This is a genomic window from Enterococcus rotai (assembly GCF_001465345.1).
Classification (GTDB): domain Bacteria; phylum Bacillota; class Bacilli; order Lactobacillales; family Enterococcaceae; genus Enterococcus_L; species Enterococcus_L rotai.
In genome coordinates, this window is record NZ_CP013655.1 from 1,850,853 (window position 1) to 1,869,871 (window position 19,019).

Here is a 19,019-nt window from a genome sequence, read left to right on the forward strand (position 1 = left end):
TGAATGACTATGGAAAAAGTATTAGAAGTAAAAGACTTACAGATTTCTTTTGATACGTTTGCTGGAAAAGTAAATGCTATTCGTGGTGTGAGCTTTGAATTGTTCAAAGGGGAAACTCTTGCGATCGTAGGAGAGTCTGGTAGTGGTAAATCAGTAACTACTAGAAGTATCATGCGATTATTGAGCAGCAATGCAAACATTGACAATGGAGAAATCCTGTTTAAAGGTGAAGATATCGTACACAAAACGGAAAAACAAATGCAAACCATTCGTGGGAAAGAAATTGCAATGATTTTCCAAGACCCAATGACATCATTGGATCCAACAATGCCGATTGGCAAACAAGTAGCTGAATCGTTGATCAAGCACAATAAAGTATCAAAAAAAGAAGGGCTAGATCAAGCACTAGAATTATTAAAATTAGTAGGGATTCCAAATGCTGAAAAACGTTTGAAAAATTACCCACACCAATTTTCAGGTGGACAACGTCAACGTATCGTGATCGCGATTGCATTGATTTGTTACCCAGAAGTTCTAATTGCAGATGAACCGACAACAGCTTTGGATGTTACGATCCAAGCGCAAATTTTAGAATTATTAAAAGACTTACAACAAAAAATCAGCACATCGATTATCTTTATCACCCATGATTTAGGGGTAGTAGCAAACGTGGCTGATCGTGTAGCCGTTATGTATGGTGGACGTTTAGTTGAAGTAGGAACATCAGAAGAAATCTTTTATAACCCGCAGCATCCATATACATGGGGGCTACTTGGCTCAATGCCGACAATGGAAGGAACTGAAGATAAGCTATATGCGATCCCAGGTTCACCTCCTGATTTATTAGATCCACCAAAAGGAGATGCTTTCTACCCTCGTAATGAGTTTGCAATGAAGATCGACGCAGAAGAAGCACCGCCATATTTTGAAGTATCACCAACTCATAAAGCTGCAACGTGGTTATTAGCACCGCAAGCACCAAAAATCACCCCTCCAGCTGAAATTGCAAGACGTTGGGCGATTTACGCTGAACGTCATAATACGACTGCAGGAGGCGTTAAATAATGAGTGAAAAAAGAAAAGTACTTTTAGATGTTAAAGGATTAAAACAATATTTTAACGTTGGTCGTCCTGACGAAGTAAGAGCGGTTGATGATATTAGTTTTCATATCTATGAAGGAGAAACTTTCGGATTAGTTGGCGAGTCTGGTAGTGGTAAATCAACGACTGGCCGTAGCGTGATTCGTTTATACGATCCTACTGATGGCGAAATCATTTTTGATGGTGATGATATCAGTAAAATTCGTTCAAAATCAGCAATGCAAGCATTTCGTCGTGAAGTGCAAATGATCTTCCAAGATCCATATGCTTCGTTGAATCCTAGAATGAAAGTCAATGATATTATCGCTGAAGGAATCGACATTAATCACTTGGCAAAAGATGCAGCTGAACGCGAATCAAAAGTCAATGAATTACTAAAAGTCGTTGGTCTTGATCCAAGTCACGGTACACGTTATCCACATGAGTTTTCAGGTGGTCAACGTCAACGTATCGGGATTGCAAGAGCCTTAGCTGTTGACCCACGCTTTATCATTTGTGATGAGCCGATTTCAGCATTGGACGTTTCGATCCAAGCGCAAGTGGTTAATTTATTGCAAGACTTACAAAAAGATGCTGGTCTGACTTACTTGTTTATTGCCCATGATTTATCAATGGTTAAACATATCAGTGACCGTATCGGCGTGATGCATAGCGGAAGATTATTGGAAATGGGTTCAAGTGATGATGTGTATAACTTTGGTGTACATCCGTATACAGAAAGTTTATTATCAGCTATCCCACTACCTGATCCAGATTATGAACGGACGCGTAAACGGATCGTTTATAAACCGCAACCAGAAGACAATAAAGAACGCAAATTAAGAGAAATTACACCTGAGCATTATGTGTATTGTTCAGAAGATGAAGTTGAAGTGTATCGCAAGAAAATTGAAGAGAAAAAAGCCCAAGCGAATCACGAGTAGTTTGGCAAACTAAATACTAGCTAAGAAAATCAATCTGTTTTTCTTAGCTAGCATTTTTAAAAGGTCAGATGAATGAACAAGTTTTCATTGTGACGTAATCATTTTGAACTAGCTTCATGAGCTAGCCTTTCGGAAAAAAGATAAAACTTGATTGTGGCCAAGAGCGCCACCCTCATGTTTTCCTATTTTTCAGTCAAGGCTGAACAGCTCATTCAGCTTTTTATCTAATCTAGCTTCGTGGGCTAGTCTCTCGGAAAAAAGAGAAAATCTGCCTGTGACAAAAAGCGTCACAAACATATTTTCCTATTTTTCAGTCGGTGCTAAACGAGCCCACTCAGCTTTTTATTGGTAGGGTGGGATTTTAATGAAGGTGTTAAAAGCGTATAAGTATAGGCTTTACCCTACTTCAATACAGGAAGAATTTATTAAAAAAACTTTTTCTTGTGTAAGGCTTGTGCATAATCTTTTGTTGCAGGAACGGATTCAGTTATATAAGCAGCTGAAGGAAAATCCTGATTTAAAAGTTAAGTTGCCAACACCTGCTCAATATAAAAAAGAGTATCCTTGTTTAAAGGAAGTGGATAGTTTAGCTTTATCGAACGCACAAGTTTATTTGGATCGAGCATTTAAAAAATTTCACAGAGAAAAGTCTATTGGTTTTCCTAAGTTGAAACAGAAGAAAGATTCCGTTTCCTCTTATACGACGAACAATCAAAATGGTACAGTAAAAATTATTGATGAAAAATATTTGAAAGTACCTAAGTTAAAATCGTTAGTGAAAATGAAAATGCATCGTCCAGTAATAGGGAAAATAAAGTCAGTAACGATTTCTTTGACTCCTAGTAATAAGTATTTTGCTTCAATCTTGTGTGAAGAGGAAATTCCAACGATCGAGAAGACGTATTCGGCGGTTGGCATAACCTTAGGTGCTTCTGAATTTGCGGTATTATCAAACGGTAGACGTATCGACAATGATAAATTTACGAAAGAATTTGAGCAGCGAATCACTAGAGAGGAACGAAAACTGACACGGCGTAAAGAAATTGCAAAAGCAAAAGGAACTGATCTTTCGCAACAAAAAAATTATCAGAAACAAAAGCTGAAAGTAGCAAAAATGCGGGAGAAGTTGATGAATCAGCGAATCGATTTTCTTAATAAGATTACGACAGAAATTGTTCGAAAGTATGATTTGATTTGCATAGAAGATATTCATCAAGCTGATTTTTATAGAAATAGTAAGTTGCATCGTGGTATCTCAGATGTTTCTTGGGCTTTATTTGTTTCAAAGCTTGAATATAAAGCTACATGGTATAACAAAAGAGTAATCAAGGTTTTAGCTTGCAAAAAATGTTCTGAACATTCAGAAAATAGTGTGAGTCAAATTTTTACTCAAGATATCAATGAGCAAAAAGGACTGCAAGATCCTGAGACCGCTGCTAGTATCAACGTATTGATCCAAGGATTGAAAGAAACAACAGGTAACTAACAAAGCAAAGAACTGTAGGGACTACAGGGATAGCCTAGGGCATATAAGATAGATATAGCGTTTAGTCGATCATTTGTCTTTTTCTAGGAAATTTCTAGTTACTAGAAATAGTTCACTAATTATTAGTTAATGAAAAATAAAAAGTTGAACTTTATTCTTCTTGTTTAGCCAGTCAATGGTTTGGACAAGATGAATAAAGTTTTTTGATGTGTTCTTCAAAAATATAGTACAATAATAGTGGATGGAAGTGAAAAGGAGGGAGACATGAAGGATTATCAAGCACTTGTTTTCTTTGATCTAGATGGAACGTTGCTAGATAAAGAGTCAAAATTACCCAAAGAGAATCATGAAGCTATTTTGGAATTAAAGAAAAAGGATAGTTTACCAATTATTGCTAGCGGACGATCGCCAAAGGAAATCAAGCAAATCATAGAAGGTACGCCAATTGATTCTTATGTAAGTTTAAATGGTCAATTTAATGTTGCGGAAAATCAAGTTGTCTCAAAACACGCATTTCCACTAACGCTGATTCAAGAATTGATGGCGCTTACTGAGGAGATGGGACATTCTTTAGCTTGTTATACCGAAGCGGAGTATGCGGCTTGTTACTCGGATAACAGTATGGAAAAATTATATCATTTGGATCATGCACTGATGCCGCAAATTTCAACTAGTTTTCATAAGACCCATGAGATTTATATGATGTATCTTTTTTCAGAAGAACCAGAAAAAGATGCATTATACCGAAAAGCTTTTGCTGAACGTTTAACTTTTTTTAGAGATAGCCCTTATTCAATGGCAGTTGTCTTAAACGGTCAGTCGAAAAAGGCTGGTATTTATCAAGTAATCGAAAGCTTAAAGTTAAGCCATGTGCCAACATATGCCTTTGGGGATGGTGAAAATGATGTAGGAATGTTTGAAGCCGTACAAACAGCAATTGCAATGGATAACGCTTCGGCGTATGTAAAAAGCCAAGCAGATTTTATCACAAAATCTCATGTGGATAATGGGATTCAATTTGGATTAACTCATTTTGGATTACTAGACTGAAGGGAAGTAAAAAAATGACAGTAAAAATGATTGCAGTAGACATGGATGGAACGTTTTTGAACAGTCAACAAGATTACGATCGAGAAACGTTTAATCAGTTGTACCAACAAATGAAACAACAAAATGTTCGTTTTGTTGTGGCTAGTGGCAACCAATATTATCAACTCAAATCTTTTTTCCCAGAAATCGCTGAGGAATTGTCGTTTGTAGCAGAAAATGGTGCTTATGTGGTAAGTGAAGGGAAAGAGATATTTACAGGTGAAATCGATTCAAACACTATTCATGAAGTACTTACTATTTTAGCTGATTTTAAAGAGGGACATACGATTTTGTGCGGTAAAAATAGTGCATATGTTGCCGAAACTGAACCAGATTCCTTCGTGGAACATGGTGAAAAATATTACTATCGACTAAAAAAAGTATCAAATTTGTTTGAAGTGAAAGAGGATACGTTATTCAAGTTTGCATTGAGCTTTCCTGTTGAGCAAGTAGGAGAAGTGCTCGAGCAATTACATCAAGCATTAGGCGATAAAGTAATCCCTGTTTCTAGTGGACATGGCGATGTGGATCTAATTATCCCAGGAATCCATAAAGCACATGGGTTGTTACAACTTCAAGAATTATGGGGTATAAAGAATCATGAAGTGGCAGCTTTTGGTGATAGCGGTAACGACATAGAGATGTTGAAACATGCAGGATATAGCTATGCAATGAGTAATGGGCAACCAAAAGTCAAAGTAGCCGCCAAAGAAATTATTTTATCCAATGATGAAAAGGGTGTGCTTGTAAAAATAGCAGAGCTACTTGGAAATTAAAAACAGTGGAAAAATAGCTGAGACAGAAGTGGTCCATCAGTCACTTCTGTTTTGGCGAAAAAAGCATTGACAAAAGTAAATAGATATTATATACTGTTAAAGTTGAGAAATGAAAGCAGAAGCACCCGCTTCTCGCCTTAGTTGACAGTGTCACTGGGCTGGATATTGGATTCTTTATATCGATTGATATGAGTCCGAAAATCGCGGGATCTGTATACAGAGCCTGTTTTTTATTGTGTTTTACACAATAACAGACTTTGAAAATAAGAGTTTCAGCATTGATTTTCTCTTAAAAAACTTGGAGGTGAATGACCATAGCAAAGGATATGATGGTGAACGACGGCATTCGTGCACGCGAGTTACGTTTGATCGGACAAGATGGAGAACAATTAGGAGTAAAAACAAAAGTGGAGGCATTACAAATTGCTGAAACTGCCAATTTGGATTTAGTTCTAGTAGCACCTACTGCGAAACCTCCTGTTGCGCGAATTATGGATTACGGAAAATTCCGTTTCGAAACGCAAAAGAAAGAGCGTGAAGCTCGTAAGAAACAAAAAGTGATCAACGTAAAAGAAGTACGTTTAAGTCCAACAATTGATTTAAATGACTTCAATACAAAACTTCGTAATGCACGTAAATTCTTAGAAAAAGGGGATAAAGTGAAAGCTTCGATCCGTTTCAAAGGCCGTGCCATTACCCACAAAGAAATTGGTCAGAAAGTTCTTGATCGCTTAGCGGAAGAAACTGCAGATATCGCTACAGTGGAACAAAAAGCGAAAATGGACGGACGCAGCATGTTTCTAACGCTGGCACCGAAGAATGAAAATTAAGCTAACAAGCTGATAACTAGTGAATCAAATTTTTTAGGATGCTTGTTCAACTTTTTCAACTAATTTAGTTGAACTGTATGCGAAATGAAAATGTAGGAGGAAAATTAGTCATGCCAAAACAAAAAACACACCGCGGATCAGCAAAACGTTTCAAACGTACTGGTAACGGCGGGTTAAAAAGATTCCGTGCGTTTACAAGTCACCGTTTCCACGGTAAAACAAAAAAACAACGTCGTCAATTGCGTAAAGCAGGAATGGTTTCATCAGGCGATTTCAAACGTATTCGTCAACAATTAGCAAGAATGAAGTAAAAAAAGCGTAGGGGACTCGATCAGGCATCGAGTAAATTAGGAAATTTTTTTAAAGATGCTTTTTATCTTTAAAAAGAATTTATCTATTTATCGAGAGGCCTAGTCCACGAAGCTAGATTAGTAAAAAGCTTGCTTGAATTGAGAGAGCTGAAAAAATTCTTGTCACAACTTAGCAATTAAAATAACTCATAGAGACAACAGATATTTAGGAGGAATTAACCATGGCACGTGTTAAAGGTGGCGTAGTAGCCCGTAAACGTCGTAAAAAGATTCTTAAGTTAGCGAAAGGCTATTATGGATCAAAACATACATTATTTAAAACAGCACAAGAACAAGTAATGAAATCATACAGTTATGCATACAGAGATCGTCGTCAAAAGAAACGTGATTTCCGTAAATTATGGATTGCACGTATCAACGCAGCAGCTCGTATGAATGGCTTGAGCTATTCTAAATTAATGCACGGTTTGAAATTGGCAGAGATTGATATCAACCGCAAAATGTTAGCAGAATTAGCAGTGAACGATGCAGCAGCATTTACAGCATTAGCTGACCAAGCTAAAGGTGCTTTAGCTAAATAATTAAAACAATTATCTGATAATGTTTATCCCTACTCATTTGAGTAGGGATTTTTTATTACCTCATCGATGAGCTATTTTACTACTTCCCCATAGTTTGGTATGATGAATGAAATCAGTAAAAATATAGTTAAAAAAGGGAGTAATGAGATGGGATACGTTAAAAAGTTTTTTGTTTTAGTTGGGTTATTTTTAGTCAGCCAAATGGGGATGTTCATATTTAGTTTTGCTAAAGGAGCTTCCTTAGCGATGGGCAATGTCCAGTTATCATTGTTTGCAGCGATTGTACTGATGGTGGTAATTATTGGGAATATTTGGCTGCTAGTATTTTTAGGGGAAAAGTTAGGTTTTTTAAACTTAAAATTTGATTTTTTTACTAAGAAAAATGTTGGGATTATTTTAGGTGGCTTTGTTTTAGCTCGAGTGATTGCGATCGGCGGAACACTCTTATTAAATACCCAAGGATCAGAATCAACTGCAAATGACGCAGCAATTGTGATAGCTTTTGGGATGGTTTAGAGGAATAAAGAGAGTAAAAAAGCGAAAAATCAGGAATTGATTCTTCGCTTTTTTGATTGTACTTATTTAAACACTCTCCGTAATTTCAGTTTCTAGTGTCTCCTCACTAGTTGCTATTCCCTCCATCTCAACCTTATACGCTTTTAAATCTTCCATTTTAAAGAACGGGTAATACAATCCAAAACTCAACAAAATTTGAACGATTTGCAAAATAGCACCTCGCCAACCACTAACCATCAATCCTGCGATCACAGGTGGCATGGTCCACGGTAGATTAACCCCATTGGTCAATGGGACAATTCCAGTTGCCATGGCTGTATACGCAAGGATACACATCAACAGAGGTGCAATCACAAAGGGAATCAGCATCATTGGATTTAGTACGATCGGGATCCCGAAAACCAAAGGCTCATTAATATTAAAAATTGCTGGTGCAAAAGATAATTTTCCTAAAGTTTTGAACTGAGCTGACTTTGCAAAGAAGAGACAAGCGATGGCCAATCCAATCGTTGCACTGGACCCACCAAGTTTGACAAAATTACTATAAAACTGATAATTGACAATATTTGGTAATGGTTCACCAGCAGCAAAGGCTTGCGCATTTTCTACAGTCAGGGCGATCCAAATTGGCTGCATTACAGCACCAACAATATTTGAACCGTGGATACCAAATGACCATAGTAATGCTTCAAACAATAAAATAATTAACGTTGCTGGAAGTGAACTGCCTAATGCCAAGAGTGGCGTTTGTAAAACTTCAAAAATAAAATTTTGAGCCGTTTCATATGATGTAAACGTAAAGCCGATTCGTATCAGATTAAATACAATTACGACAAAAAATCCCGGTATCAATGCGGAAAATGATTTTGCCACATTTGAAGGGACAGACTCCGGCATCTTGATCGTCCAGCCCTTTTGGACGACCCATCGGAAAATTTCAGCCGCTAAGATTGCTGTGATCATACCGACAAATAGACCAGATGCCCCGAAGTTACTTAAGGGTAAAAAAGAACCGTTTTCGGTTGCCGTGATCGGTGTTAAGACCAGAAAGCCAACAAGAGCAATTGCTTGAGTTGAACCTCTATCAACAGAGTAGTATTTGGCCATTTCACTCGCAATACCCAAAATAACAAATAAGGTCATCGCATTCATCGTCATGTTGTTAACTTGAAGAAACAAAGACATCCAATCTTTCCCTAAAACAGACTCCATAAACTGAATATAGGGCTTTATTGGCAATTGTGTAACCAGTAAAAACATCGAACCAATAATTAATAATGGCATGGCCACAAAAAAACCGTTTTTGATGGCAGAAAGATAACGATTTGAATCAAGTTTATAAGCAATCGGTCCAAGTTTAGCTTGTAGTTTTTCTAAGAAAGTATTCATATTAGTCCTCCTTTATTTTAAGACACCTTTTTTGTAAACCCTTACATTTTTGCTAGAAAAACAATTCCCTCGCCTGTTATTAGAAACAAAGAGGGATAAACTTATTCTATCGGATAGATTTGCTAAAATCAACTCAATTTGGGTAGTTATCTAGATAAAAAGACTTATTTATTTCAGATGACCTTGTGTTAAACGCAAAACAGTGTATTTAAAAAGAACTCGCCTTTTAAATACACTGCTGTATTAAACTGTGCCATTTTTACAAAATTCCGCGTAGTAAGATAAGCAGGATCATGTGTACTGGATAAAATAAATAGAAGCCCCATTTGACCCAATTTGGAGAGTAACCACGTTGCCCATTATAATTTAAAAGCAGTGGAATAGTCATCAGAATACCAAGACCTGAAAGTAATTCATACCAAGGAACAGAGCTTGGTGCAATCATGTAGACGATCAACATCAATAAAAATAAGAAGGCTGTTGCGTAAACTGGCGGTATGATTTTTTTTAGTTTAACATCTTGAATCCGATAAAATCCAAAAATAATCAAAACGCCAATTAAATTCCAGTCAGACATGATCGTTGCAAGTGAAAAAATAATCACCAATAAAACGTGAATAGCCGTATTTTTGGTTCGATCGTATAGGGTAATCAATAGAAGCCCCATTAAAAGTGTAAAGAAAATATTATTGACTAATTCTGTCAAAGCAAAAGGGTAACCGGGATAAAATAAGGCATGGAATGGATAGATTGAAATAAGCCAAAATAGACCTAAGCGTGCGGCATATTTTTTAATGTTTCTCGTGTAATGAAACCCTTCAACGAGTAAATAGGCCATGATAGGAAATGTCAGCTTTCCAATAAATTCTGTAAAGAAAAATAGCGAGTCTGAATACTCATAAAGACTAAAACCACTCCCAATATGATTAAGCAACATAGCAACAATCGCAATCACTTTTAAGTGAAATGCATCCAATTTTTTATTCATAAAATAATTCCCCCAAACTTTATGATTAAAAGATAACATAGGTAATTTTAAAAAGAGTGGGACTTTAGTTGGATTATTCAGTCAGACTTTTTGCTTTCTTTTGATGTCGAATACCCTAAACTGCTTGCTATGTAGCACTTTTTTCAGATTTAGATTTTTACATCGTGTAAAAAGAATGATATATTATTCTTATAAAGGAAGAGTGGCCACTGTTTTTAGTTAGACTTTGAACAAAACGATTTAGCTCTTGAAATGAAAGGAGGACGAAGATGAAAGAAGAACAAAGATTCGGCATCATGAAAAAATATGTTAATTGGGTGTTAGATATTGTTTTGGGCGTACTAGCACTACTTATTTTAATTTTTATGATACGTCAATTGATTGATATCGGTACGTTTATCAATAAACCGATGACGCCTAAAAACTTATCGATCGTGATGCAAGAAGTGGTAGCATTTTTTATGTTATTTGAGTTTATTATGATGGTAATCCGCTATATTCAAGAAGGACATCATATTCCGATCCGGTATTTGATTCTGATTTGTATTACAGCTATTTTAAGGCAATTGATGGTATTACACGGTGATGCTGTACAGACGCTATTATTATCAGTATCGATTTTATCACTGGTTATTGTGTTGTTTGTGCTTAATTTAAGTGGTAACAAATCTTATGTTGGGTTTAAACCTCATACAGATGATAGACAGGAAATAAAATAATCCGGTAAAAAAAGTCACTCGAATGCTTTTCGAGTGACTTTTTACTATTTAAATTCCTAATAAAAAGATCAGTGCAATCGCTAAAACAACTTGAATCACACCAACTGATAGACCGTAAATCAAAAAACGTTTTCCTTCTTTGAAGAACTTTTGAAAATCTAAACGTAGACCAATTGCAGCTAACGCTGTGATTTCAAACCAACCACTAAAGAAATGTGCTGTTTGGCTTAATTCTACAGGTAAATGAATCAAACTGTTGATCACACAAAATAGTACGAATCCCACAACATACCAAGGTAAAGCGGAGCCTTTTTTCTTAGGTGTTATTTCTGTAGTTGTAGTAATCGGTGCTCTTTGCTGCTTGAATCGACCAAAAAGATAAACAACGACTACAAGCATCATGATCCGCATAATTTTAAACAACATAGCAAGTTCTACCACTTCTCCGTTGATCATACTAGCACTTGCAACGACTTGTCCGACAGATTGTAGAATCCCACCGATCAACGCACTTTTTGTCAGAATGTCTGTCCCGTAAATAATGGAGCCGATAATTGGCAATAGTAGCATTAAAATAGTTCCTAGTAAATTGACCAGGGTAATGATCTGCCCTTTTTCTTCTTCTTTTGCATGAATCGCTGGTGCAATCGATGCAATTGCTGAAGAACCACAAACTGCATTTCCACCAGCCATTAATAAGGACATGTTATCTGAAAACTGCATCTTTTTACCAAGAAAATAAGAAGCAATGATCGTTAAAGCCATTTGTAAAAGGACAAAAATGCCTCCTTTGATTCCGATTTGTGCGATGGTTTGAAACGTCACTGTGGCACCCAATAAAACAACTGAGAATTCTAATAGCTTGCTTTCAGCAATTTTCGTCCCTTTTTCCAATATTGGATTTTTTAAAAAAGTATTTCCAAGTAAGATACCCAGCAAGATCGCAATCGTTGCTGCACCTAAAGTCGGTAGCCAAATCGCAATGATTTTGCTAATAACGGCTACCATAAAAGCGGTGATCAATCCAGGTAAAATGATCATTGTTTTTGTTAAATATTTTCCTTTATTATTATTTTCCACTAAAATATTCATCTTCTTTCCATGTTTATCTCTCTACAAATCTAGTATAACGAAATTATTTGCATTTGAGAAATAAATAGTTAAAATAATATTTATAACTAAAACGAATGGAAAGGGTCTCTATGTTTAAATTACTGAAAACGTTTCGTGTCGTTTATGAAACTAAAAATTTTTCAAAAGCTGCAGAACGTTTATTTATTTCACAACCAGCTGTTTCGAATCAAATCAAATTATTGGAAGAAGAGCTTGATATTCAGCTGTTTGTACGAAATGGACGGCAAGAAATCATTACGACCAAACAAGCGGATATTTTATACAATCATTTGCTTAATTTATCTGATGATTGGGAAGATGTTGTGCAAGCTTTACGAGTGCAAACCAACCCTAGAGAAACCTGTAGGATCATTGCTTCCAATACATTTGCAGTTTATTATCTACCAGAATTAATGGATCAATTGATCCAACGCTTTCCGGAAGTCTCATTTATTTTAGATATGGATAATTCTGAGCGTGTATTAGATAGAATCGAGAAGCACCAAGCCCATTTTGGTTTTATTGAAAAACCACTAATCACCGATTCAATCATTCGTCAAGAAATTTTGGCTGATGAATTAGTGCATGCTGGTGATTTTTCAAAAGATTTATGGCTAGTTCGAGAGGAAAATTCTGGAGTATTTCATTATACTGAGCGCTACTTTTTGGCACATAACTTAAATCCTCAAAAAATGATCGTCAAAAACAATGAAATGATTGTTAGATGTTTAGAGCGGGGAATCGGTCAGTCAATTATTTCTAAGCGAGCGTTGACCCAAAAATTGAACTGGCGCTCACTAGGTCAGGAATACCAGAGAAATTTTTACTTTATTAAAAGACAACATATCGAATCTAGTCAATTACGTGAGATTGAGTGTTTCATTCATCAATACTATCAGGAACATTAGTTCAAAAATGGAAAAAAAGCTAGTATCCTTTTTTTGTGTAATAATCTAGTCATTTTAATGGAACAAAACGGGTACCTTGTGCTATCTTAAATAAGAGATTATTTTTTCAGGAAATAACTAGCATATTTTGTGTAGGTATTTCGCAATAAAAACATACAGAGTATATCTAGACCAGGAGGGAACCTTGTGGAAACATTTTTATGGAATATTCAGCTTGAAGAATATGTTGCAACTGTTGATCAAACAATAAAAGTTGATCAAGAATACATCGACTATTACTGCAAGTTATCTAAAGAAGCGAATCAACTAGTTGAAAAAATAAATGCTGAAACACTAGCGTTAACGTTACCAAAATTAATGGCAATTGATGAAAAATGCACATTACTTATTTTCTATATCTTTAATGGCTATGCTTTGGAAGATGATACGGCAAATGCTACGATTCAATTGATTGAACAAGAATACAAAAAAACACATAGAGAAAAGTACATTTTTGATATGCCAGAATATGAGACTTGGTCGATTTCTCAAAGAATTATCTAAACCGTCTATTTATCATTACATAGGAGTTTGATGAATCGTACTAAGTGAAGTGTAAAAGAAATAGTGAGATTTTTTTGAAGAACATGACTAGCCAATGGGACTAGTTGTGTTTTTTTGTCTTTTGAAAAGAAATCACGTTTCTTTATTTAGGCATTTTTATATATAGTTGAAATTCGATTTCAAATATGGTATGATTTGTCTGTGGAAAGAAAGCGTATTCTTTTTTTACTTTGAAACGTAGTGAGTGAATTGAAGTAGAACGTTGTTACCATATGTTATCTAGCTACGCGGGCTAGCTCCTCGGGAAAAAGATAAAAATAGTTTGTGGTAAAGAGCACCACAATCGATTTTTCCTATTTTCCAGTCGGAGCTGAACGAGCCTGTCACATTTTTATATTAAGGAGGAATCAAAATGGAAATTTCTATCGGCATTATTCTTATTTTATGTATTTACACAGCTGTAGGTGTATTAGATCAGATATCTATTCAGATCGGTCCGTATACGCCATTGTTTGCCGCAACGTTTACTGGTTTGGTTTTAGGCGATGTTCAAACAGGTTTGATGATTGGAGCAACGTTGCAATTGATGACGCTTGGTGTAGCCACTTATGGCGGGGCAACGGTTCCGGATTTTCTGTCTGGTGCTGTGATGGGGACAGCCTATGCGATTATTTCTGGAAAAGGTGCTGAGTATGGCATCGGAGTTGCAGTGCCTATTGGTTTATTACTGACGCAATTAGATATTCTCGGTAGAATGACAAATACATTTTTCCAGCATAAAGCAGATAAATATGCGGAAGAAGGAAATTATAAAGGCGTTGAACGTTGTAATATTTTGGGGATTTTTCCCTGGACATTATCACGGGTGATTCCAGTCTTTATCGGCTTAGCCTTTGGTGAGCAAGTTGTAACAGTGATCAATGAATGGATTCCGGTGTGGGTCATGAATGGTCTGAAAGCTGCTGGTGCAATTTTACCAGCAATGGGGATCGCTATTTTGATGCGTTACTTACCAATCAAAACTTATTGGCCGTACTTCATTATTGGTTTTGTCTTATTGGCTTATGGTGCAGCCTTCTTCTCTGTTTTAGGAGTGGCCTTGGTTGGTTTAGCTTTAGCAGCAATTTATGTTATGAATCAAAATAATAATAAAGGTTCTGCAACATCTGCTGGAACAGTTGTCTATGAAGACGATGAGGAGGTAGAAATCGATGACTAACAAACTAACGAAAAAAGACATCAATAAAGTTTATCGGAGAAATTTATTTAGCTTACAATGGGGCTGGAATTATGAAAAAATGCAAGGTCTAGGCTATTCTTATGTGATCATGCCTGCCTTAAAACGATTATACGGGGATGATCCCGAGAAGATGAAAAAGGCGCTTAAAACCCAAATGGGCTTTTTCAATACAACACCAGCTATGTCGCACTTGATCATTGGGGCAGATATGGCTTTAGAAGAAGAGATCGGGATCGAAGATGATCAGGCGATCACAGGATTAAAAACAGGACTGATGGGACCATTTGCGGGTGTAGGTGATACACTGTTTATTGCAATCTACCGAGCAATTGTTTTTTCAATTGCCGCATACATGGCTCAAGGAGGACAAGCTTTTGGTCTGGCAATCCCGATTATTGCAGGCTTAGCTGTTTTATGGGTGCGCTATAAATTTACATGGATCGGTTATAATCAAGGAAAAAAAATCGCTACAGAATTTGCGGATAAAATGAAGCTGTTAACACAAGCTGCTGCAATTCTTGGATTAACAGTCGTTGGAGGATTGATTCCTTCGGTCATAACTTATAAACTAGAGTTGACCTATAAAATGGGAGAAGTGACCTTATCTATTCAAGAGATGCTGGATAAAATTCTACCGGCCTTGATTCCGTTGTCAATCGTGATGATGTCTTATTGGTTGTTGGGGAAGAAAAAAATGAATTCAACGCGTTTGATTTTTGTATTGATTCTACTTGGAATGGTTTTAGGCAATTTACAAGGAATCACTGCTTGGATCGGAAATCTATTTTAAAAAAGGATGATGAAGAATGACAATTGAACATGCACGTGTAGATGAACGTTTGATCCATGGTCAAGTAGCAACCGTTTGGACGAATACTTTAGGTGCTCAAAGAATTATGGTCGTTAACGATTTAGCGGTCAAAGATCAAATGCAGATTGGGGCATTGAAGATGGCTAAACCTGCTGGCGTAAAATTATCGATCCTTTCCAAACGTAAAGCAATTGAGAAAATTTTAGCTGGTAATTACGACGACGAAAAAGTATTCCTGATTACAAAAGATATTCAAGATATGGCTGATTTGATCGATAGCGGTGTTCCCTTAAAAGCCTTTAATGTTGGGAACATATCACAAAAAGAAGGCAGTAAACCAATTAAAAAATCAGTGGCTGTTACTGAAACAGATGTCCAAACAATCAAACGTTTAGATGAAAAGGGCATAAAAATCACAGCACAAATGATTCCTTCAGAATCTGATGAAACAATTTTAAACTTTATTAAATAAGCAATGGGAGCTGAATATGCATGGATGCAATCAAAATTATCCGACAAAAATACAAAAACTTTTCTAAGGTCAATCGAAAGATCGCTGATTATATCTTGAAAGATCCAACCTTGGTTCTTTCCTTGACCGCAAATGAAATTGCATCCAATAGCGGCACCTCTCCCGCTTCTGTGACTCGTTTTTCTAAATCATTGACGTTTGATAGCTGGGAAGAGCTAAAACTGTCGATTGCAACAAAACAAGGTGCAGAACATGCGCCAAAAACAATCGACCCGATCGTAGCAGTGGACGATTCAATCGATACATTATGTGCAAAAGTAGAATCTTTACTAAATGCAACGATCGAAGATCTATTTGAGTTAGTCGATAAGCAGGCTTTAAAGCGTTCGATTGATGTAATCAAGCAAGCAGAGACAATCTATTTGATGGGAATTGGTTCGTCCTCTTTAACGGCTTACGATTTATATCATAAATTTAATCGAGCTGGGAAAAAAGCAGTCTTTAATTATGACGTCCATATGCAATTTGAATTTTTAAATTACTCTAAGCCAGCGGATGTTTTGATTGCAGTCTCGTATAGTGGCATGTCAAAAGAAGTCTTGATTGCTTGTGAAATTGCCCAGAAAAATCAAACGAAAATCATCTTCATTACTAGAAATGAAAGTGAACGGATCACGAAGTTAAGCGATGAAGTATTACTTGTACCAGCCAATGAACATCTACTGCGAGTAGGTGCAATTGCTTCGATCGCTTCTACCATGGCTGTAGGAGACGTCTTATATTTAGGCTCGATCCAAGATGATTTAGATACGACAATTGAAAAGAATATGATGGATACAAGAAAATTGGTAGAGAAACTGAAAGAAAAGTAGGGATGTAGGATGAAGTTAGATGAATTGACTACTGAGTCACGAAATGCTGCAAGTACAACTATCGATCAATTATCAACACTTGAAATGGTAAAAATCATTAATCAGGAAGATCAAAAAGTTGCGTTAGCCGTGGAAAAAGTCTTGCCAGAGGTAGCCCAAGCGATCGATCAAGCCGCTGAGCGTTATCAAAATGGCGGGCGTTTGATTTATTGCGGTGCAGGAACATCTGGCCGTTTAGGAACATTGGATGCAATTGAGCTGACACCGACATACAGCGTATCACCTGACAAAGCATTTGGCCTGATTGCAGGTGGAAAAGAAGCCATGTTTCACGCAGTAGAAGGAGCCGAGGATTCAAAAGAACTAGCAGAAGCAGATTTAAAAAAATGTAACTTAACGGATAAAGACGTAATAATTGCAGTTGCGGCTAGTGGAAGAACGCCTTATGCAATCGGTGCGCTAGAATATGGTGAAAAAGTAAACGCTTTGACAATCGCTGTTACGTGTAATGAAGCGAGTGAAATGAATCGATTGGCGGCAATTGGTATTGCTCCTGTGGTCGGACCAGAAGTAATCACAGGTTCAACTCGTATGAAAGCAGGAACGGCCCAAAAAATGGTTTTAAATATGTTTTCAACAGGGATTATGATCAAAGTAGGAAATGTCTATCAGAATCTGATGGTCAATGTTCAACCAACAAATGAAAAATTGATTCAGCGTTCGATCCAGATTATTCATGAAGCAACAGGTGTTGAGCAAACGACTGCACAAGAATATTTGAATTTGGCACATAATCACGTAGCAGAAGCTATTGTAATGATTCAAGGACAAATCGGATTAGCTGATGCGCAAGCGCTATTGAATCAACATAATCGGCGTATTTCAGCTGTTCTTAGTGAGATAGGCTAATGGCTAAAATAGAGTGCAAGAACTAAGAAGGATGTTTGAGTGGAGGAACAAGAATGAAACCTAAATTAATTTTAATGAGCCACGGTAAAATGGCAGCTGAAACAGTACAATCAGCTAAAATGATCGTTGGTGATTTAATAGAAGCAACTGTTGTTTCTATGACGGAAGTTGATGGCCTGTCCGGCACAACAGATAAATTACTAAAGCTACTTGAACCGTTGGGCAATGATCCAGTGTTGATAATAGCTGATCTAAAAGGTGGAACGCCGTGCAATGTAGCGCTGATGCAGATGAACGCTCGACCGAATTTACGTGTTTTATCTGGCTTAAACTTAGCGATGGTGATAGAAGCTGCAGTCTCGCCAATTGAGGAAATCGATGAATTGGTCGATTGTTTATCTGATATAGGTAAAAATGCAGTGGAGAAGATCGAGCTTCCTGAACTAGACGATGAAGAGGAGTATGAAGAATGAAATTTGAGGTTAGGGCAGAATATCCATATTTCTGAAGCCTTCACATAGTAGGTACTACTCTATAGCGATTCATTCTATTCATGTTGATTTTCGACAATGTAATCGAAATGAAGTGTGGTGATTGATTCTGATTCCACCGTTTACTCTAATTCCATGTGGCTGAGCTGTAACTCATAGGGTTATGTCTCAGTCACTTTTTCAGTTATTGAAACATATTACTTGCAGGAATCCTTTATTTTTTTTGAATCTACATGATACAATAAAATTTCTTGGAAAGGAGTGCAACAATGGAATCATTGAATTATTTACTAAAAATAGTAGACCAAATTAGTGGTCTACCTTTAGAAAATCTCGAAGTCGAGGAACAAAATAAAGACTATCAAGGTCTAACCTTTTCAATCGGCCAACAAACATTCAGAAGTAGGAAAGCTAAAATAACGCCTAAAAAATTAGGCTACTTTGTTGCTTTTTGGGAAAAAGATGCGGCAAATAAAAATCAGCCATATGAGAGTATCTCTGCACCAGAAAAATGGATCATCACGATCTTTGATCAAGAGAAGGTCGGGCAGTTTATATTTCCCAAGGCCATTTTAGCTGAGCAACATATTTTGACAACCAGCTCGATCAAAGGAAAGATGGCCCTGCGCCTTTATCCGGATTGGGTTATGGGTTTGAATAAAACAGCCAGCAAAACTCAGCAATGGCAAAGCCCTTATTTTATTGATTTAACAGACACGTGGGATGTGAGCGTATTGCAACAGCTGTATTTTGACTAGTGTAGACAAAAAAACAAGAAATAAGCAACAAAGCTTATTTCTCGCTTTAATAGTCAGCAATAAAGAAAATACAAACAATCATCTTCGTATAAAGGAAGTATTGAAAAAGAGTACGTTGATGTTGATCGTTGTGTTTCCTTAAAGAATACTTGGGAGTAGTAATTGACTATTCGTTAAAGAATCACTGCTTACT

22 protein-coding genes and 1 other annotated feature are annotated in these 19,019 nt (G+C 36.6%); of the genes, 19 read left to right on the plus strand and 3 right to left on the minus strand.

Features of this window, described 5'->3' with window-relative positions:
- Positions 1–3 precede the first annotated feature (3 nt).
- From opp1D to ATZ35_RS08540, 9 genes are all read left to right on the plus strand, one after another.
- Complete coding sequence (gene opp1D / locus ATZ35_RS08500; RefSeq protein ID WP_086279820.1) at positions 4–1,065, plus strand: oligopeptide ABC transporter ATP-binding protein Opp1D; 1,062 nt, start codon at positions 4–6, stop codon at positions 1,063–1,065.
- Complete coding sequence (locus ATZ35_RS08505) at positions 1,065–2,024, plus strand: ABC transporter ATP-binding protein (RefSeq protein ID WP_208930378.1); 960 nt, start codon at positions 1,065–1,067, stop codon at positions 2,022–2,024. Before opp1D ends, ATZ35_RS08505 begins: the two co-directional genes overlap by 1 nt.
- A 364-nt stretch (positions 2,025–2,388) precedes the next feature.
- A complete protein-coding gene (locus ATZ35_RS08510; RefSeq protein ID WP_208930379.1) occupies positions 2,389–3,510 on the plus strand; it encodes an RNA-guided endonuclease TnpB family protein in 1,122 nt (373 codons plus the stop codon).
- 264 nt (positions 3,511–3,774) lie between these two features.
- The gene (locus tag ATZ35_RS08515) at positions 3,775–4,560 is read left to right on the plus strand and encodes a Cof-type HAD-IIB family hydrolase (protein ID WP_208930380.1); all 786 of its coding nucleotides are present in this window, start codon (positions 3,775–3,777) and stop codon (positions 4,558–4,560) included.
- A 14-nt stretch (positions 4,561–4,574) separates the two neighbouring features.
- Complete coding sequence (locus tag ATZ35_RS08520; RefSeq protein WP_208930381.1) at positions 4,575–5,375, plus strand: Cof-type HAD-IIB family hydrolase; 801 nt, start codon at positions 4,575–4,577, stop codon at positions 5,373–5,375.
- Positions 5,376–5,482: 107 nt separating this feature from the next.
- Positions 5,483–5,615: a sequence feature (ribosomal protein L20 leader region), on the plus strand.
- Between the two features lie 68 nt (positions 5,616–5,683).
- Positions 5,684–6,205 carry a translation initiation factor IF-3 gene (gene infC, locus ATZ35_RS08525; protein ID WP_010762696.1) on the plus strand — a complete coding sequence of 174 codons (522 nt, stop codon included), beginning with the start codon at positions 5,684–5,686 and terminating at the stop codon, positions 6,203–6,205.
- A gap of 110 nt (positions 6,206–6,315) precedes the next feature.
- Complete coding sequence (rpmI, locus tag ATZ35_RS08530; RefSeq protein WP_010762697.1) at positions 6,316–6,516, plus strand: 50S ribosomal protein L35; 201 nt, start codon at positions 6,316–6,318, stop codon at positions 6,514–6,516.
- A 221-nt stretch (positions 6,517–6,737) separates the two neighbouring features.
- Positions 6,738–7,097, plus strand: a complete 360-nt coding sequence (rplT, locus tag ATZ35_RS08535) for a 50S ribosomal protein L20 (RefSeq protein ID WP_086279831.1) — start codon at positions 6,738–6,740, stop codon at positions 7,095–7,097.
- A 147-nt stretch (positions 7,098–7,244) separates the two neighbouring features.
- Positions 7,245–7,613, plus strand: coding sequence for a hypothetical protein (locus tag ATZ35_RS08540; RefSeq protein WP_244148230.1), 369 nt, complete (start codon positions 7,245–7,247; stop codon positions 7,611–7,613).
- Positions 7,614–7,679: 66 nt separating this feature from the next.
- Here ATZ35_RS08540 and celB read toward each other — a convergent pair whose 3' ends face one another.
- Together celB and ATZ35_RS08550 are read right to left on the minus strand one after the other, a co-directional pair.
- Positions 7,680–9,002, minus strand: coding sequence for a PTS cellobiose transporter subunit IIC (gene celB, locus ATZ35_RS08545; RefSeq protein WP_208930382.1), 1,323 nt, complete (start codon positions 9,000–9,002; stop codon positions 7,680–7,682).
- A 259-nt stretch (positions 9,003–9,261) separates the two neighbouring features.
- On the minus strand, positions 9,262–9,990 hold the full coding sequence (locus ATZ35_RS08550; RefSeq protein WP_208930383.1) for a TraX family protein: 729 nt from the start codon (positions 9,988–9,990) through the stop codon (positions 9,262–9,264).
- A gap of 269 nt (positions 9,991–10,259) precedes the next feature.
- Between ATZ35_RS08550 and psiE the strand changes: the two genes are divergently transcribed.
- Complete coding sequence (gene psiE / locus ATZ35_RS08555) at positions 10,260–10,709, plus strand: phosphate-starvation-inducible protein PsiE (protein WP_208930384.1); 450 nt, start codon at positions 10,260–10,262, stop codon at positions 10,707–10,709.
- A gap of 48 nt (positions 10,710–10,757) precedes the next feature.
- Here psiE and ATZ35_RS08560 read toward each other — a convergent pair whose 3' ends face one another.
- A complete protein-coding gene (locus tag ATZ35_RS08560; protein WP_208930385.1) occupies positions 10,758–11,801 on the minus strand; it encodes a YeiH family protein in 1,044 nt (347 codons plus the stop codon).
- Positions 11,802–11,911: 110 nt separating this feature from the next.
- On the opposite strand from ATZ35_RS08560, the gene ATZ35_RS08565 reads away from it, so the two are divergent.
- From ATZ35_RS08565 to ATZ35_RS08605, 9 genes are all read left to right on the plus strand, one after another.
- A complete protein-coding gene (locus ATZ35_RS08565; RefSeq protein ID WP_208930386.1) occupies positions 11,912–12,730 on the plus strand; it encodes a LysR substrate-binding domain-containing protein in 819 nt (272 codons plus the stop codon).
- 186 nt (positions 12,731–12,916) lie between these two features.
- A complete protein-coding gene (locus tag ATZ35_RS08570; protein ID WP_208930387.1) occupies positions 12,917–13,273 on the plus strand; it encodes a DUF7006 family protein in 357 nt (118 codons plus the stop codon).
- A 412-nt stretch (positions 13,274–13,685) separates the two neighbouring features.
- Positions 13,686–14,492 (plus strand): PTS mannose/fructose/sorbose/N-acetylgalactosamine transporter subunit IIC, encoded by an 807-nt coding sequence (locus ATZ35_RS08575; protein WP_208930388.1) that lies wholly within the window; start codon positions 13,686–13,688, stop codon positions 14,490–14,492.
- Positions 14,485–15,303 (plus strand): PTS system mannose/fructose/sorbose family transporter subunit IID, encoded by an 819-nt coding sequence (locus tag ATZ35_RS08580; RefSeq protein WP_208930389.1) that lies wholly within the window; start codon positions 14,485–14,487, stop codon positions 15,301–15,303. The genes ATZ35_RS08575 and ATZ35_RS08580 overlap by 8 nt, the downstream gene beginning before the upstream one ends.
- Before the next feature lie 16 nt (positions 15,304–15,319).
- Positions 15,320–15,796: a PTS sugar transporter subunit IIB gene (locus ATZ35_RS08585; RefSeq protein ID WP_208930390.1), complete on the plus strand. Its 477-nt coding sequence runs from the start codon at positions 15,320–15,322 to the stop codon at positions 15,794–15,796.
- Positions 15,797–15,816: 20 nt separating this feature from the next.
- On the plus strand, positions 15,817–16,668 hold the full coding sequence (locus ATZ35_RS08590; protein ID WP_208930391.1) for a MurR/RpiR family transcriptional regulator: 852 nt from the start codon (positions 15,817–15,819) through the stop codon (positions 16,666–16,668).
- Between the two features lie 9 nt (positions 16,669–16,677).
- Positions 16,678–17,577, plus strand: a complete 900-nt coding sequence (murQ, locus tag ATZ35_RS08595) for an N-acetylmuramic acid 6-phosphate etherase (RefSeq protein ID WP_208930392.1) — start codon at positions 16,678–16,680, stop codon at positions 17,575–17,577.
- Positions 17,578–17,630: 53 nt separating this feature from the next.
- Positions 17,631–18,050, plus strand: a complete 420-nt coding sequence (locus tag ATZ35_RS08600; protein ID WP_208930393.1) for a PTS sugar transporter subunit IIA — start codon at positions 17,631–17,633, stop codon at positions 18,048–18,050.
- Between the two features lie 287 nt (positions 18,051–18,337).
- On the plus strand, positions 18,338–18,826 hold the full coding sequence (locus tag ATZ35_RS08605; RefSeq protein ID WP_208930394.1) for a MepB family protein: 489 nt from the start codon (positions 18,338–18,340) through the stop codon (positions 18,824–18,826).
- Positions 18,827–19,019 lie beyond the last annotated feature (193 nt).